This is a genomic window from Nocardia sp. NPDC088792 (assembly GCF_044750615.1).
GTDB lineage: Bacteria > Actinomycetota > Actinomycetes > Mycobacteriales > Mycobacteriaceae > Nocardia.
In genome coordinates, this window is sequence record NZ_JBIVKC010000002.1 from 1,211,462 (window position 1) to 1,227,412 (window position 15,951).

Annotated in this window: 17 protein-coding genes; 9 read left to right on the forward strand and 8 right to left on the reverse strand. The window is 66.4% G+C overall.

The features are described 5' to 3' along the window. Positions 1–70: 70 nt before the first annotated feature. The 3 genes from ACIP5Y_RS14810 to ACIP5Y_RS14820 all read right to left on the reverse strand — a co-directional run bounded on the left by ACIP5Y_RS14810 (position 71) and on the right by ACIP5Y_RS14820 (position 2,597). Positions 71–919 (reverse strand): 3-hydroxybutyryl-CoA dehydrogenase, encoded by an 849-nt coding sequence (locus ACIP5Y_RS14810; protein WP_400350438.1) that lies wholly within the window; start codon positions 917–919, stop codon positions 71–73. Positions 920–1,016: 97 nt separating this feature from the next. After that, positions 1,017–1,541, reverse strand: coding sequence for a DUF4232 domain-containing protein (locus ACIP5Y_RS14815; protein ID WP_400350440.1), 525 nt, complete (start codon positions 1,539–1,541; stop codon positions 1,017–1,019). Between the two features lie 255 nt (positions 1,542–1,796). Continuing rightward, positions 1,797–2,597 (reverse strand): helix-turn-helix domain-containing protein, encoded by an 801-nt coding sequence (locus tag ACIP5Y_RS14820; protein ID WP_400350442.1) that lies wholly within the window; start codon positions 2,595–2,597, stop codon positions 1,797–1,799. Positions 2,598–2,775: 178 nt separating this feature from the next. On the opposite strand from ACIP5Y_RS14820, the gene ACIP5Y_RS14825 reads away from it, so the two are divergent. Continuing rightward, on the forward strand, positions 2,776–3,687 hold the full coding sequence (locus tag ACIP5Y_RS14825) for a helix-turn-helix domain-containing protein (RefSeq protein WP_400350443.1): 912 nt from the start codon (positions 2,776–2,778) through the stop codon (positions 3,685–3,687). An 84-nt stretch (positions 3,688–3,771) separates the two neighbouring features. Here the strand turns inward: ACIP5Y_RS14825 and ACIP5Y_RS14830 are convergent, their stop codons facing one another. Continuing rightward, positions 3,772–3,993 (reverse strand): DUF397 domain-containing protein, encoded by a 222-nt coding sequence (locus tag ACIP5Y_RS14830; RefSeq protein ID WP_400350445.1) that lies wholly within the window; start codon positions 3,991–3,993, stop codon positions 3,772–3,774. Between the two features lie 304 nt (positions 3,994–4,297). After that, positions 4,298–4,759, reverse strand: a complete 462-nt coding sequence (locus ACIP5Y_RS14835; protein ID WP_400351283.1) for a phage tail protein — start codon at positions 4,757–4,759, stop codon at positions 4,298–4,300. A gap of 201 nt (positions 4,760–4,960) precedes the next feature. Between ACIP5Y_RS14835 and ACIP5Y_RS14840 the strand changes: the two genes are divergently transcribed. Then, positions 4,961–6,793, forward strand: coding sequence for a M3 family metallopeptidase (locus tag ACIP5Y_RS14840; protein ID WP_400350446.1), 1,833 nt, complete (start codon positions 4,961–4,963; stop codon positions 6,791–6,793). Between the two features lie 21 nt (positions 6,794–6,814). On the opposite strand, the gene ACIP5Y_RS14845 is transcribed toward ACIP5Y_RS14840, so the two are convergent. Next, positions 6,815–7,315: a nucleoside deaminase gene (locus tag ACIP5Y_RS14845; RefSeq protein WP_400350447.1), complete on the reverse strand. Its 501-nt coding sequence runs from the start codon at positions 7,313–7,315 to the stop codon at positions 6,815–6,817. A 67-nt stretch (positions 7,316–7,382) separates the two neighbouring features. Then, positions 7,383–7,853 carry a MarR family winged helix-turn-helix transcriptional regulator gene (locus ACIP5Y_RS14850; protein ID WP_400350449.1) on the reverse strand — a complete coding sequence of 157 codons (471 nt, stop codon included), beginning with the start codon at positions 7,851–7,853 and terminating at the stop codon, positions 7,383–7,385. Between the two features lie 41 nt (positions 7,854–7,894). Between ACIP5Y_RS14850 and ACIP5Y_RS14855 the strand changes: the two genes are divergently transcribed. Next, positions 7,895–8,791: an alpha/beta hydrolase gene (locus ACIP5Y_RS14855; protein WP_400350451.1), complete on the forward strand. Its 897-nt coding sequence runs from the start codon at positions 7,895–7,897 to the stop codon at positions 8,789–8,791. 7 nt (positions 8,792–8,798) lie between these two features. On the opposite strand, the gene ACIP5Y_RS14860 is transcribed toward ACIP5Y_RS14855, so the two are convergent. Next, positions 8,799–9,392, reverse strand: coding sequence for a TetR/AcrR family transcriptional regulator (locus tag ACIP5Y_RS14860; RefSeq protein ID WP_400350453.1), 594 nt, complete (start codon positions 9,390–9,392; stop codon positions 8,799–8,801). Positions 9,393–9,510: 118 nt separating this feature from the next. Between ACIP5Y_RS14860 and ACIP5Y_RS14865 the strand changes: the two genes are divergently transcribed. From ACIP5Y_RS14865 to ACIP5Y_RS14890, 6 genes are all read left to right on the forward strand, one after another. Continuing rightward, positions 9,511–10,941, forward strand: a complete 1,431-nt coding sequence (locus ACIP5Y_RS14865; protein ID WP_400350455.1) for an MFS transporter — start codon at positions 9,511–9,513, stop codon at positions 10,939–10,941. Between the two features lie 374 nt (positions 10,942–11,315). Next, entirely contained in the window at positions 11,316–11,648 is a 333-nt protein-coding gene (locus ACIP5Y_RS14870) for a hypothetical protein (protein ID WP_400350457.1), read from the forward strand. Positions 11,649–11,789: 141 nt separating this feature from the next. Beyond that, the gene (locus tag ACIP5Y_RS14875) at positions 11,790–12,449 is read left to right on the forward strand and encodes a chemotaxis protein CheB (protein WP_400350458.1); all 660 of its coding nucleotides are present in this window, start codon (positions 11,790–11,792) and stop codon (positions 12,447–12,449) included. 20 nt (positions 12,450–12,469) lie between these two features. Further along, on the forward strand, positions 12,470–14,350 hold the full coding sequence (locus tag ACIP5Y_RS14880) for a CheR family methyltransferase (protein WP_400350460.1): 1,881 nt from the start codon (positions 12,470–12,472) through the stop codon (positions 14,348–14,350). Positions 14,351–14,542: 192 nt separating this feature from the next. Then, positions 14,543–15,277, forward strand: a complete 735-nt coding sequence (locus ACIP5Y_RS14885) for a GAF and ANTAR domain-containing protein (protein WP_400350462.1) — start codon at positions 14,543–14,545, stop codon at positions 15,275–15,277. 34 nt (positions 15,278–15,311) lie between these two features. Next, a complete protein-coding gene (locus tag ACIP5Y_RS14890) occupies positions 15,312–15,950 on the forward strand; it encodes an ANTAR domain-containing protein (RefSeq protein WP_400350463.1) in 639 nt (212 codons plus the stop codon). Position 15,951 lies beyond the last annotated feature (1 nt).

A 15,951-nucleotide genomic window follows, 5' to 3' on the forward strand; every position in this document is an offset into this window, starting at 1 on the left:
GCACCCACTCAGCAACAATCCACGTTGTGCGACAACAGATTTCGGCCCGCGGCGTCGCGAACCCCCAGCGTTACTGATAGCTGTAGAAGCCGCGGCCCGTCTTGCGGCCCAGGTAGCCGGCATCGACCATGCGGCGCAACAGGACCGGCGGTGCGTACTGGGGCTCGCCGAATTCGGCGTGGAGGGATTCGGCGACGGCGAGGGTGACGTCGAGGCCGACGGTGTCGGTCAGGCGCAGCGGGCCCATGGGGTGGGCGCAGCCGCTGACCATGCCCTCATCGATGTCCTCGGCGCTCGCGAAACCGGTCTCGAACATGCGGATCGCACTGCACAGGTAGGGGATCAACAGCGCGTTGACGATGAATCCGGCCTGATCCTTGGACTCGATCGTGCGCTTGCCCAGCACGTCACGGGCATAGGCGGTGACCTTGTCGACGACCTCCCGGTCGGTCTTGAGGGTCACCACGACCTCGACCAGGGGCAGCACCGGCACCGGGTTGAAGAAGTGCACGCCGACCACCCGGCCCGGGTTGGCAGTGGCATTGGCCAGGCGAATGACAGGGATCGACGAGGTATTCGTAGCCAGAATGGCGTCCGCGGCGACGATGCCGTCCAGCTTGGTGAAGAAATCGGTCTTGAGCGACTCGATCTCCGGCGCCGCCTCGATCACCAGCTCGCGATCGGCGAAGTCGTCGATGGACGTGGTGAGCGTGACCCGCGCCCGCGCCTCGTCGGCCGCCGCCTGTTCCAGCCGTCCGGACTTCACGGCCCGCGCGAGCGACTTCTCGATGCGCAGCGTCGCGGCGTCGGCCGCCTCCTGATCCCGCTCGAGCACCAGCACCGAACCCCCGGCCCGGGCGGCCACCTCCGCGATTCCCGCACCCATCGTGCCGCCACCGATTACGCCGATCCGTTCCACAATCTCTCCTCATCCGTCCGACAGCCGTCAGCCCAGCACCGTACCGCCTCGACATGTCGCGGCCGCTGCGGAATCCACCCCGGCTGCCGGCGCGGGGCTACGCCGGTGTGACCGCGCGGACCAGGAGCATGTGCTGCGGGCTCGGGCAGATCAGGCTGTCCCAGGGCAGCCAGAACGATTGGGTGTTGTCGGGCGGGTAGACGCGAAGGGTGCTGGTGCGCAGCGCGGCGCAGTCATTGACCTGCTTGGGATAGGTGATGAATTCGAACTGGGCGGCCCCTCCGGGAGCGAGCGTGACCGGGGCCGGTTCGGGAGCTCCGGAGCCCCGGTCCCGGTCGGCGGGCTCGCCGACCGGGTCGCCGATCGGATCATTGGTTTGCGAGACGCCCGGGAACCCCTGCATGACGCAGGCCCGGGAGCTGTTGTTGATGAACTTCAGGAACCAGTCACCACCCACCGGGCCGCCGTGCCCCTTGTCTAGAATGAGCTGGGCGGACACGCATTCCGGCGGGGCGGTATCGGCGGGAGTCGCCGGATCGGCCACAGCGGGCCCGGTGGTCACGGGAGCTGTGATGGCCACGCCCGCCGCGAATGCGACGACCACCATTCTCTTGAGCCGCATGAGATTCCCCTCGAGTTCGGTACTGCCAAACGTTTCGTATGCAAGCAGCACATCGACCCCTCCGAGCCCCCGTTACGGGTCAGCATCAGCTGAGATCCGCGTAATCGCCTGCATTCCATGGCAATTCGTCACGACCCTGCCTGAAATGCCCTGTTCGCGGTACCTTCGGGCAAAGTGTTAACACCGCCCCTGCCCCTGAAAGTAATGGCCGATCGGATCAGCGGCGCGGTCGTTCGTCTCGTCGGATACGGCGGTCTATCGGGCGGGTACGCGCTGGTCTCGGCGGCGCAGGAGGTCAGCGGTAGCCGTGTCGGCGGGGAGTAAGGCTTTCAAGCGCAGTTCGGAGAGGGAGACGTCGGTGGAGGACGCGAAGGCGGTGAGGGTGGTGATCAGGCATAACTCACCGTCGTCGGTGTGCAGGCGCAGGGGGATCGCGAATCCGTGCAGGCCGGCGTCCAATTCGGTCGGCTGGAGGTAGGTCTCGAGCTCTGCGATGAGCGCATCGAGACCTGGGTCGGGGCTGATACGGGCACGGGAGCGGATCGCCTCGAGTATGTGGCCGCCCCATTCGGGCAGGTTCATCACGCGTTTGGCCACGCCGTCGGGATGCAGGGCGAGGCGGTGCACGTTCACCGGTGGGACCAGGAGTTCGGGTGCGCAGCCCTCGAGGATGATGTCGAATGCGGCATTGTGCTCGATCAGGGTGCCGTAGCCGTCCACTATCAGTGCTGGATAGGGCAGGTGGCCGTCCAGCACGATACGCAGGGCTTCGCGCAATGGGGCCAATTCCGGTGCGTCCAGAGCCAACTCGGTGAAGGCCGGGGTGTATCCGGCAGCCAGGAGCAGTGCGTTGCGTTCGCGGAGCGACAAATCGAGTGATTCCGCGAGGCGCACCACCAGCTCTCGGCCGGGCCGGGAGCGGCCCTGTTCCAGGTAGCTCAGATAACGCTGGGTGGTGTTGGCGCGAATCGCGAGTTCCAGCTGGCTCACTCGCCGCAGCGTGCGCCAGCGGCGTAGTTCGCTGGAGAAGGCACTGAGCGCCGGCGCTGTCGTCATCGAATCATCCTGCCATCCCAGCCTGATCCCGGTTTGCTGCGCGGGCCGGCACGGGTCACCGGGGCGGTGGCGGTGGGTGCTGTGATCCGCGTTTGATTCAGGCTTGATTCACGGTGTGACCGGGTGCATCTTGACTCCGCTGAATCAAGATGATTCGATCTGAATCATCATGTTTCCAGTGAATCAACCGGCTGAGGGCGCGACCGGCGCGGCGATGAGCGCCGCGAATTCGGTTGCGCAGCAGTCGCGCCCGCGCCAGCAGTTGGGTGCGGAGCTGCGCCGGTTGCGGGACCTGGCGGGAATCTCCGGACGGGAGCTGGCCAAACGGGTCGGGATCAGCCAGTCGACGTTGTCGCGGATCGAGGCCGGCCATGTGGTGCCGCCGCTACCGCAGGTGCTCGACTGGGCCGAAGCGGTTGGGGCGGAACAAGATTGTCAGCAATCGTTGCGCGCGCTCACCGAGGCCGCGCACTCCCCCGAGGTGCAGGACTGGGCGGCTTCGCTGGCGGATCGCCCGCATTTGCAGGACGACGTAAGGGCTTTCGAGGAAGACGCGCAAGTGGTGCGGAACTTCCAGCCCTCGCTGGTACCGGGTTTACTGCAGACCGCCGACTATGCGCGCCGGGTGTTCGCCACGTTCGATCCGCCGTACGCGCCCGATGCGCTGGCCGCCGCGCTCGCCGCGCGGCTGGATCGCCAGCGGGTGCTGTACGACCCCGCCAAGCGTTTCGAGTTCTTGATTACCGAAGCGGCCCTGCGGTTTCGGCCCGGACCGCATCGCGTGCTGCTCGCCCAGCTGGACCGGATCATTTCGATCGAGACCCTCGATTCGGTCGGTATCGGGGTGATTCCGCAGGATATCGAGGCGAGCACCACGATTCCGCACGGTTTCGTCATTTACGAGAACGAGGACCACGCGATCGCCTCCGCGGAACCGATCCCGGGAAACATGGTCACGCGTGGCCCCGAACTCGTCGATGCTCATCGCCGCCGCTGGGCGGCGCTGACACGAATGGCCGTGTTCGACACCGATGCTCGCGCATTTCTCGCCGATCTCCGGGACGAAATCCACGGCATCACAACCGATTGACTTGATTCCAGCGGCCGCACGAGGGGTCGGCCGCATGTGGGGGTGGTGGTGTCGCAGCGAACCCGCTGCGACACCACCAGCACATTACTCGCCGAAATCGAATTCGCCGGCCCGCACACCCGAGGTGAACGCTCGCCACTCGGATTTGGTGAACCACAGTTCCGGGCTGTTCCGGTCCTTGGAATCACGGACCGCGATCCGGCCTTCGTAGTACGCGACCTCTACACAATCGCCGCCGCCGTAGCTGAAACTGCTCTTGGCGAACCTCGGGCCGCGACGCTCCCCGCGAATCATATTGCAGCTCATGACATTCATTCCTTCCCCCCGAGGGTCACTCCCCATGACCCTTCATGTGTATCGCTTACGACCAACACAGTGCTATCCGAACCACCAGCTGCGCAACTGAATTCATCCGGTCCTGCTCGCCGGTGCATCGAACTGCTCATACCCGAAATCCTACGGTGACCCACCGACAAACCGAGGTGGTCCGGGAGCCGTCCAGGAGCCGTGGACGACGGTCCGGTCGCGGCCGCCCGGGGTCCGGCGTCCGGCCCCCGAGCGGCGTGCCCGCGGCAAGGTCGTGATCACGGTCCGACCCGAGACGGCCGGATCAGTACTCGCCCTTGATGACGAAGTAGGAGCCGCGGATGGTTCCGGCCAGTTTCGATTTCTGCCGCGCGAACTTGAACTTCGAGGCGAGTTCCGGCGGCACTTCCATCCCGTCGGAGAGTTTGAATCCCACCGCCCGCTTCGAGTCGTCGTCGATGGTATACATCACATTGATCGACAACCCGTTCTCGTAGAACACATACGCCATCCGAATGTTCTCGACCTGAAAGGCCGTGGCCTCCAATGGCTGCGACGCGATGACGATATCCCGTTCCGCAAGAATCCGATTCACCCACTCGATCGTCGACTTCTCTTTGCTCGCCGGCTCCACCGTGAACACATGGTCGTATTTGTTCTTGAAATACCGCGCCTCGTTCGCCCGCAATCCGGCGAGCGCATCGGCGACCGGCGACGATTCCAGTCCCACGGTCGAAACGGTCTTGAAGTCCACGGCATAAGTCATGGCGAACTCCTCAGGGTGTTTGTCCGTTGCTCGAGCATTCGGATACCACTCGGTCTGAAACAGAGTATGCACGTCCGCTTCCTCGATCACCCGCCAGGCGGCACCGGTTAGGGTCGGAGCATGAGTCTCGAACCGCTTGTGCTTCCGTCGAGTGATTGGCCGGATTGGCTTGCCGTGCATGTACTCAGCAGGCTGCAGACCGTGGGAGAGACGCTGGAGCGGCTCGCGAGGGATGCGCCTGGCGACACGCGCGAGGTGCTGACCTTGTGGAACGATGCCGATATCGCGCTGCGTGGGGCGGACACCGCCGCGGGATTGCTGGCTGAGGTGCATCCGGATTCCGAGGTGCGGGCGCTGGCCGAGAAGCTGGTGCAGGATATCGATCGGGTCAGGACTGACCGTAATCTCGACCGTGGGCTGTTCGACGTCGTCGCGGCTACCGACGCGGCCGGGCTGGACGCGGTGACGCTGCGGATGCGTGAGCAGGTGTTGCGGGACTTCCGGCGTAGTGGGGTGGATCGGGACGAAGAGGTCCGGGGGCGGCTGCGGGAGATCTCCGAGCGGCTCACGGTGCTGGAGCAGGAATTCGGGCGGACCATCCGCGACGATGTGCGGACGGTGCGGCTCACGCCGGCGGAGCTCGACGGGTTGCCGGAGGACTTCGTCGCGGCGCATCCGCCGGCGGACGATGGGCTGGTCTCGGTGACCACCGATTACCCGGATTATCTGCCGTTCCGGACTTTCGCCCGCGACGCGGATGCCCGGCGGCGGCTGACGATCGAGTTCGACAGCCGCGGCTGGCCGGCCAATGATGTTGTGCTGCACGAGATGCTGGACCTCCGGGACGAGAAGGCCCGGCTGCTCGGCTTCGACAGCTGGCCGGATTACGACGCGGCCGTGAAGATGATCGGCTCGGGCCGGGCCATCGCCGAGTTCATCGATCGGATCTCGGCCGCCGCCGATACCGCGGGCCGGCGGGATCTGGACGTGCTGCTGGCGCGCCGCCGCGCGGACGAGCCCGCCGCGACCACGGTCGATCGCTCCGAGATCGGCTACTACACCGAGCTGATCCGGCGCGAACAGTACGACGTCGATGCCCGGGAAGTGCGCCGCTACTTCGACTTTCCCCGAGTGCGAGCGGGCCTGCTCGAGGTGACGGGCCGGCTGTTCGGTCTCGAATACCGGCAGGTCGATGTGCCGAGCTGGCATGCCGACGTCACGGCGTACGACGTCTTCGCCGAGGGTGAGCGCCGTGGCCGGATCTATCTCGACCTGCATCCGCGCGAGGGCAAGTACAAGCATGCCGCGCAGTTCGATCTGGTCGGTGGCATCACCGACCGACTACTGCCCGAGGGCGTGCTGGTGTGTAACTTCTCGCGCGGGCTGATGGAGCATCAGCACGTGGTCACGTTGTTCCACGAGTTCGGGCACCTGATCCATCACGTGCTCGGTGGCCGCCAGGACTGGGCAAGGTTCTCCGGCGTGGCCACCGAATGGGATTTCGTCGAGGCCCCTTCCCAATTGCTCGAGGAATGGGCTTGGGACGCAAAGATTCTGAGCACCTTCGCCGTCGACGAGACCGGGACACCCATTCCGGCCGATTTGGTGGCGCGAATGCGGGCCGCGAAGGATTTCGGCAAGGGTATCAACGTCCTCACCCAGATCGCTTACACCGCGGTGTCGTATCTACTACACCGCGATCGGCCCGCGGACCACACCGCCGCGGTTTCCGGCGCCTTGTCCCGCTACGGCCTCATCGCCGATCTGCCGGAGACCCATTTCCAGTCCTCGTTCGGCCATCTGGCGGGCTACACCTCCGCGTACTACACCTACATGTGGAGTCTGGTCATCGCGAAGGATCTCTTCTCGGCCTTCGATCCCGATGATCTCTTCGATTCCGCTGTGGCGCACCGCTATCGAGATCGCATCCTGGCGCCCGGCGGCTCTCGCGATGCCGCCGATTCGGTGACCGATTTCCTCGGCCGCCCCTTCACCTTCGACGCCTTCGCAACCTGGTTGAACGCTATTCGATAATGCCGTTCTGCCGCAGCCCGTTCAGTTCCAGAAGCCATCGTGGACGGTTCGGGCTTCGGGGAGGTCGACCGGGCCCAGGACGGGGAGGGGGCGCTGTCCGGCGGCGAAGACTTGGCGGCACGGGAGAGACATGGTGGGGTTTTCGGGGTCGGCGCCGGTGAGGACGAGGAGTTCGTCTTCGCCGAGGGCGTAGACGACTCGCCCGATATTGCTCCAATAGATGGCGCCGGCGCACATGGCACAGGGTTCGGTGCTGGTGTAGAGGGTGCAGTCGCGGAGGAAGCCGGCGTCGTGGGCGGCGGTGGCGAGGCGGACAAGGTTGGTTTCGGCGTGGCCGGTGGCGTCGCGGGCGGTGGTGACGGTGTTCTCGGCTTCGAGGAGGACTTCACCCGTGGGGCCGGCGAGGAGGGCGCCGAAGGGGTGGTTGCCGTTGCGGCGCGAGCGGGCGGCGATGGCGATAGCGGTGTGCAGGTGGGCGGTGTCGCGGTCGGTCAAGACGGTCGCGGCCGGGGTGCCGGTCATGCGGTGATCTCCTGGTCGAGTGCGGTGGTGCTGGTTGCCGGTGAGTCCGGCCCTCCCACAAGGTAAGTCAGCCGGTGGGCATGCCGATCTGATCGCGTTCGAGGGTGGTGCGCAGGAGCGCGAAGGTTTGCATGGCGGTGGATGTCCGGGTGGTGCCGAGGGTGGGTTCGATCAGTTCGGTGACGCGTTCGGTGAAGGTCTGTTCGGCGGCGTCGGTGAGGCGGCGGCCCTCGTCGGTGAGGACCAGGAGTGAGGAGCGGCGGTCGGCCGGGTTCGGCCGGCGGGCCACCCAGCCCTGACGTTCCAGGCGGTCCATGCCTTTGCTGGTGGCGCCGATGCCGATGGCGAATTCGGTGGCGAGGTCGGCCACCCGGGAGCCGGGGTGCTCGCGGAGGTAGTGGAGGAATTCGTATTGCGAGGTGACGATGCCGTGGCGGTCGCGGAGGCGGTCGTTGAGGGCGTTGTAGAGGCGGGTTTCGCAGCGGACGAGGTCGGTGAAGAGGGTCACCGGGTCGGGGACGCTTGACTTAGATGCCACGGAATATACTGTAGCGGCATCTACTTGCGAAGGGAGCGGCTATGAGCAAAGAACAGCGCGCGAAGATCAATGGGATGTTGCAGCGCACGCCGGCCGATGGGCCGCGCTCGGTGGAATCCATCCGGTCGGGATTCGCGGACATGATGGCCACCATGATCGTCCCGGAGGACATCCGGACCACGGAGACGACGCTCGGAACGCGCCGGACCCTGCTGGTCGAGCCGGTCGGCCCGCAACGAGCCGGGACCGTCCTCTACTTCCACGGCGGCAGCTTCGTGTTCGGCTCACCCGAGACCGCCTTGTCGCTGACGGGAAACCTGGTGGCCAGAACCGGATTCCGGGCATTGTCGGTTGATTATCGGCTCGCCCCCGAGCATCCGTTTCCGGCCGCGATCGAGGACACCGTCGCCGCCTACCGCGCCCTGCTGGACAGCGGCGAGGACCCGGAAACCATTGCGTTCGCGGGGGATTCCGCCGGCGGCGGCCTCACCATCACGACCTGTCTGGCGGCGCGCGCCGCGGGCCTGCCGCTGCCCGCGGCGATCGTGGCCTTCTCCCCCGGCCTCGACCACACCCGGTCGGGCGAGAGCATGGCGACCAAGGACGGCATCGACCCGTTCTTCACGCGCGACGGCCTGCAGGGCACCGGCGAGATGTATCTGGCGGGTCAGGACCCGCATCAGGAGCTGCTCAGTCCCGCGGTGTTCGCGGATCCGACCGGTTTCCCGCCGATGCTGCTCCAGGTCGGCACGAACGAAATCCTCCTTGACGACTCGACCCGCATGGCCGTCCGTGCCAGGGCCGCCGAAGTCGACGTGATCCTCGACGTCACCGCCGATGTACCGCACGTATTCCAGGCGTTCGCGGGCATTCTCGACGAAGCCGATCAGGCCCTGGACCGCGCGGCCCTCTTCCTCACGCAGCACGTGCGGGCATAGATCCGTTTCAGCGGTGGCCGCCGAGCACGCCGTCGAGCAATCGGCGTAGCGCCCATTCGAATTCGGCCGCCGGGTCGGCCGAAACGAGGTGCGGGCGGGCGGCGGTGAGGGCCGGGTGCCGGGCGGGGTCGAGGTCGAAGCCGGGGTGGCCGAGGGGGTGTTCGTTGATTACGTGGCCGATCAGCAGGTGCCAGGTGGCGCGGTAGGCGTGGGCGGCGGTTTCGGGGGTCAGACCGGCCTCGGCGAAAGTGGCCATGGCCGCTTCCGCGAAAGGTATGGCGCTCTCGGTCGCCGACGACGCGTCCACGATCACCTTTGCGGCCCAGGGGTGTTCGAGCAGCAGTCGATGGGCGCCGAGCCATTGGGCGAGCAATCGCTCACGGGGTGTACCGCCGGTCGGCACCGGGAAGGCTTGCGCCAGATCGTCGTTCAGCAGGGCGAGCAGTTCGCGGCGGTCGGTGATGTGCCGGTAGAGCGAGGCTTGGCCGGTGTTCAGTTCCTGCGCCACTCGACGCAGGGTGATCGCGCTCAGGCCGTCGGCGTCCGCGATGCGCCGGGCGGCGATGACTATCGCCTCGCGGCTCAGCGGTTGATCGCGCACCTCACGTCCTTTCTGTCGCCAAGAGCCTAGCCAATCGGCCCGGGAGCTCTTGCGAACGGCGTTCGCATCAAGTTAGGGTGACCTAACGCGAACGTTGTTCGCATCCAAGGAGGTCCCCGTGACGGCTCGAACGGCATCCACCAACCGCGTCGGCGCCATGACGGCACTCGCCCTCGGCGTGCTGTCGTACGGGCTGATGCAGACCATGCTGGTGCCGGCCATCGGCGCGTTGCAGCACGCATTGCATACCGATGCGAACGGCGCCACCTGGGCGGTCATGAGCGCACCACTGCTGGCCAGCGCGATCCTCACCCCGCTGGTGGGGCGGCTGGGCGACCGGTTCGGCCGGCGCCGGATGCTGCTGCTCGTGCTGGCGATCTATCTGATCGCCACGCTCGCCGCAGCCCTCGCGCCGGGCATCGGCGTGCTGATCGCGGCCCGTGCGGCACAAGGGATCAGCATGGCGATCCTGCCGCTGGCGTTCGGTTCGGTGCCGGATGTCCTTGCGCCGGAACGGGTGCACGCGGGGCTGGGCCTGCTGTCCGGCCTGGTCGGTGGCGCGGCCGGCATCGCGCTGGTGTGCGGTGGCCTGCTGGTGGATCACGCGTCGTGGCGATGGCTGTTCGTGGTCGGCGCGGTATTGATCACGGCCGCACTGGTTTTCACCTACCTGTTCGTACCCGAGAGCGCGACCCGCGCACCCGGACGGCTCGATCCGGCGGGCATTGCACTGCTCACCGGCGGATTGTGCGGCATCCTGCTGGCGCTCACGGTCGCTCCGACCGCCGGGTGGCTCTCGATGCCCGTGGCGGCCCTGGCCGTCGCCGGCGTCGCACTGCTGATCGGATTCGCCTATGTGGAGCGGCGTTTGCGGTTTCCGCTCATCGATATGGACCTGGTGCTGGACCGCCGCGCCGGCATCGTCCACCTGGCGGCCGGCACGCTCGGCGCCATCCAGTTCGCCTACTATGTGCTGGTTCCGAAGCTGGTCGAACTGCCCGTCACCGCAGGCGGATTCGGCCGGTCCGTGACCATGGCGGGATTGGTGATGCTCCCATCCACCCTGGTGGTGCTGCCGGCGAGCGCCGCCGCCGGTCGCCTCGTGACGCGCCGTGGCGCACACCTCCCGCTGATCGCGGGGCTGCTGGCCACCGCCGCCGGGGCCGGACTACTGGCGGCCGCGCATTCGGCCCTGTGGCAGCTCGCCGTGTGCGCACTGCCGATCGGCCTCGGTATGGGCCTCGTAATGGCCGCTCTCCCAGCGGAATTGCACCGCACGGTCGATCCCGCCCGCGCGGCGACCGCCAATGGCATCAATACGGTGTCGCGCACCGTCGGTGGCGCGGTCGGCAGCCAGTTCGGCGCCGCCCTGACCATCGGGTCGATCACCACGGGTTTGCCGATCACCTTCTGGGTCGCGGCCGCCACCGGAATCGCCGGAGCCGCAGCCACGCTCACCCTCCGACCGAGACGGTCACCGGCCGGAGCAGGCGCGCACCCTGTCAAATTGGTTGAATCGGCAATGAATTCGGCGCGAGGCGGTCGATGAGCCGGTCGACCGCGGCGAGTGACGACCAGTGGTCGGAACACGTGATCGCGGGGCACTGTTCCGACCAGGCCACGTAGGCGGATTCGGTATCCGACCACCACACGTGAATAGAGGACAGAGATACTCTGGGCAGCTTCGCCATATCGGCCTCCGCGGTAGCGGAACAGAGGAGCGAGCCGCACTACGGGACTCTGGAGGATTCGTGTAAAACAGTGTAGTCTCCGGACGCCCCGATAAGGGCCGCCATACGGAATTCGCACGGCGGCAAGCGGATCGGGCTGTTCAACAACGTGAACCTGTTCAAGTGTAGAATCCTCTGAGAGTCCCGAAGCGCGGCTCGGCCCCCTCCACCTACCCCGGAGCAGCCGACGATCATGACGCATCAGGTGTACGACGACGGCGATGACGCCGCCATCCAGGACTATGAACTGCTCTGCCGGACACTGTCTTTCGCCGATCTCGGCGATCGGCTGGTGCGGCTCATGTTCGATACCGGACCGCGGCTGGACAGCCTTCGCGCGGTATTCGAGCGCGCCTCGGCAACGCCCGAGGAACTACGCGCGGCCGGATCCGCCGCAGGTAGGGTGCTCGGCGACCTCGACAGCGCCATCCGGGAGACCGGTGTGTCCATGTTGGCGATCACCTCTACCGCGCCCGTGGAGGAGCTCACGCGAAAACGGCGGGGAGCGTACCGATTGGACTCGTGAACCGTGGTGCCGGAACCGAATTCGGCCCGGTTTCCGACGTCGGGCTCGGTTTCCGGTGCAAGCGACAGCGATTTCGATGGAGAGGGTAGCGCGGATGCTTCGTGGTCCGGTGCCGCCACGATAGGCTGAGGGAGTGCCCGGATGTCCTTCCCCCAACCCGCGCGTCACACATCGCCGCGACCCGGCCCGGAACTCATCGTGACCGAGCCCGGCTCGCGGCCCCATGACGCATTCGCCGTCGTCGCGATCGCCTCGTCCGCCGGCGGGATCACCGCGCTGAGCGAGGTGCTCGGCGGACTGCCCGCCGAGCTACCGGTGCCGGTGCTGATCGTCCAGCACCTGGATCCCCGGCACAAAACCGTCATCGCCGAGATAATGGCCCGGCGCACCAAGCTGCCGGTGCAGCTCGCCCGCGAGGGCGACCGGGCCGAGGCCGGCACCGTGTACATCGCGCCGCCGAACTACCACCTGCTCATCGGCCCCGATCATGTGCTGTCCCTGTCCAGCAGCGAACTGGTGCATTTCGTCCGGCCCTCCGCGGATCTACTGTTCGAGTCGGTGGCGGGCGCCTACGGCCCGCAGGCCATCGCCTGTGTCCTGACCGGTTCGGGCAGCGACGGCGGCATGGGCGTGAGCGCGGTGAAGGCGCGCGGGGGCACGGTCATCGTGCAGGATCCACAGACCGCGGAATTCCGGAGTATGCCGGATACCGCCGTGCGCGCCGGCGCGGTGGATTTCATCCTTCCGCTCGATGAGATAGCTCATGTCATTGCCGGCCTCGTGCAGGCCGATCAACCGTGACCGAGACGAATCAGGAGCCGATGAGCGAGCCGCTGGGTGAAGCCGAGAACGCCGGACTCGAGGATCTCCTGATCTTCATCCGCGACGCCCGGGGATTCGATTTCACCGGATACAAGCGCTCCTCGCTGGCCCGGCGCATCTCCAAGCGCATGCACGAGGTCGGCATCACCGACCACGCGGACTACCAGGACCGGCTGGAGACCAGCGCGGAAGAATTCCGGTTCCTGTTCAATACGATTCTGATCAATGTCACCAGCTTCGTGCGTGATGTCGACGCCTGGCAGTTCCTGCAGCGCGAGGTCGTGCCGGAACTGATCGCGCAGGTCCCAGCGGATGAGGAGATCCGGATCTGGAGCGCCGGCTGTTCCAGCGGCGAGGAGGCGTATTCGCTGGCGATCGTCTTCGCCGAGGCGCTCGGCATCGACGAATGCATGAAGCGGGTCAAGATCTACGGCACCGATGTGGACGAGGAGGCGCTGCGCGAGGCTCGCTCCGGGCTCTACACCGCCCGCGCCCTCGAACCGCTGTCGACCGAATTGCGCGATCGGTATTTCGAGCCGAGCGGCAACAAGTTCCTTTTTCGTTCCGACCTGCGCCGCCGCGTGATCTTCGGCCGCCACGACATCACCCGCGACGCCCCCATCTCCCGGCTGGATCTGCTGATCTGCCGCAATACGCTGATGTACTTCAATGTCGAAGCGCAGCAACAGATCCTGGACCGATTCCATTTCGCGCTGCGCGAGAACGGCTTCCTGTTCCTCGGCAAGGCGGAGATGCTGCTCTCGGACAGCGAACGGTTCGAGGTCGCCAATATGCGCCAGCGCATATTCCGCCGGCGCGCGGGCCTGGCGCCGCTGCCGCATCAGCCCGCGCCGCTCCGCCTCGATATCGGGGCGGGCCAGGAAGTGCAGGGCGTGGTCCGGAAGCGGCAGCTCAACGAACTGGCTTTGGAGACAGCGCCGTTCGGCATCGTAGCCATCGAGTACGACGGCCGCGTCGCGGTGCTCAACAGCCAGATACGCAGCCAGTTCGGCCTGACGCCGCATGATGTCGGCCGGCCGCTCAGCGAGCTGGAGATCTCCTATCGTCCGCTGGAACTTCGGTCGCTGATCGAACAGGCCACCACCGAACACCGCACCATCCGGGTTGCCGGCGTCGAGCGCCGGCTCGGCCCGGACGAATCCCAGTACTTCGACGTCTCCGTGCAGCCGTTGCGCAGCAGCGACGGCGCCGATATCGGCGTGGTCGTGAATTTCGTCGACACCACCATGACGACGCGGTTGTCCTCGGAGCTGAAGGTGAAGCGCGAAGAACTCGAAACCGCTTACGAGGAACTGCAATCCACGAACGAGGAACTCGAGACCACCAACGAAGAACTGCAATCCAGCATCGAGGAACTCGAGACCACCAACGAGGAACTCCAGTCCACGAACGAGGAACTCGAGACCACCAACGAAGAACTCCAGTCGGGCAACGAGGAACTGGAGACCATGAACGAGGAGATGCGGATACGCAGCAACGAACTCGACGAGACCAGAACGTTTCTCGAGGGTGTGCTGTCCAGCATCGCGGCTGGCGTGGTGGTGCTCGATGGTGAGCTACGGGTGCGCAGCTGGAATCGGGGCGCCGAGGAGCTGTGGGGATTGCGCGCCGACGAGGTACGCCAGCAAGGCTTCTTCACACTGGACTTCGGGCTGCCGACCGGGCCGCTGCGGGAGAGCATCGCGACCGCGCTGACGACCGGCAAGCGGGACGGCCCGGTGGACATTCCGGCCATCAACCGCATCGGCAGGTCCATCACCTGCACGGTCACCTGCTCACCACTGGACGGTACACGCGACGGTGTGGTGCTCCTGATGGAGGAGGTGCAGCCGAACTCCCCGGCTGCGCAGGGGAATTGACCGCTGGACCGCAATCGGACGGGTAGGGTGAATGTTGTGCCGTCGCATCGAGACGTTCACGCAGAGATCGCTCGCGAATGGCAGGAATTCGCCGCAGAAACGCAACGCGCCGCCCGGGCGGCGGAAATCGCCGTGCGTTATGAATCGGATACGCAACACCCGCCGGAATCGATGCGTTTGTTCCGTGAACGAATGGCAGCGTTGCATCGCAGGATTCAGGCCAGGCATCTGGCCTGCGCCAGCTTGCACCGCCGCCACGCCGTGCGCATGCAGGGGTGGCAGGCCGCGGATGACGCCACCCTGCGGCCGGTCTTCATGACCACCGTCGCGGAGGAGCTCGGCATCACCAGCGCCGCGCTGACGCTGTTCGGGCACCGGCACGAGACGCTGCTGGCCTCCGCCTCGGACGCGATCGCGCGGGCCGCGCGCGACCTCGAATTCGTGGTGGGCGAGGGACCGGCGATGGATGCCGCCGAGAGTCGCGAGCCGGTGTTCGCGGCCGGTGCGGAGCTGATCGGCCGCTGGCCGCGCTATGGTCCCGCCATCACCGATCTCGGTGTACACGCGGTGGCGGCCGTCCCATTGATGCCGGACCTGGATCAGCCCGGCGCGCTGTGCGTGTACACGGCGCAGGCCGAGGAATGCCGGAACGTGGTCCCCGCGGCCAGGCTCATCGTGGCGGCGCTGGTGTGCACGCTGCTGGATTCACTCTCCACCCTCGATGACGAAATGCCCAGGCAGGGTGCACTATTCGATGACGCCGAATTCCTCACCTCGATCAATCAGGCGTGCGGGCGGGTGGCGGTGCGCTGCCGATGCGACGCCGATACCGCGCTGGCGCTGATGCGTGCGCGGGCCTTCTCCACCGACACCGCACTCGAGGAGATCGCCCGACAAGTCTTGGAGGACGAATGCCCACTGTGCTGACCGAGCGGCTTGATCCGACGGAGCGGCGAGGCACGTGACCGACGCCCTCGCCGTCGGGATGTCGAAACTGACGACGGCGCTGTTGTCCATAGCCGACCTCACCGATTCACTCGCCCCCGTCTCGGACATCCTCAGCCGGATGCTGCCGGGGCATCCGATCGTCGTCGTCAGGCTCGCCTTCGGCGACGAGCGGCTCATCGGCGTCTCATACGACGGCCGCACGCAGCTCGTCGGCCACACGTCGCTGGGCTATTCCCATCCACTGACGGTCGGGGGCGAGCATATCGGCGCCATAGAGGTGCATCGGAACGACAGCGATGCGGCCGACGAACCCTTGCGGGAAGCCGTCGCTCTGGCGGCCGATCACATGAGCGTGCTCATCACGGTTGCCCTGGACAATCTTCGGCAGACTCGGCTCACGGACCAGCTGCGCGGCGCACTCGCCTCCAGGTCCACGATCGACCAGGCGCTCGGAATCCTCATGGAGCGCAATCGTTGTTCCCGGGATGCCGCGTTCGACACGCTGCGCAATGCCTCACAGCAGCACAACACCAAGGTGGCCGAACTGGCCGCGAGCCTCATCGAAACGGTCACGGGCGCACAGCCCGCCGCCACCCACTTCAACGAACCCGAACCGACCGTGCGCCTGAATCGCGCGAACCGGGGAAAATAGT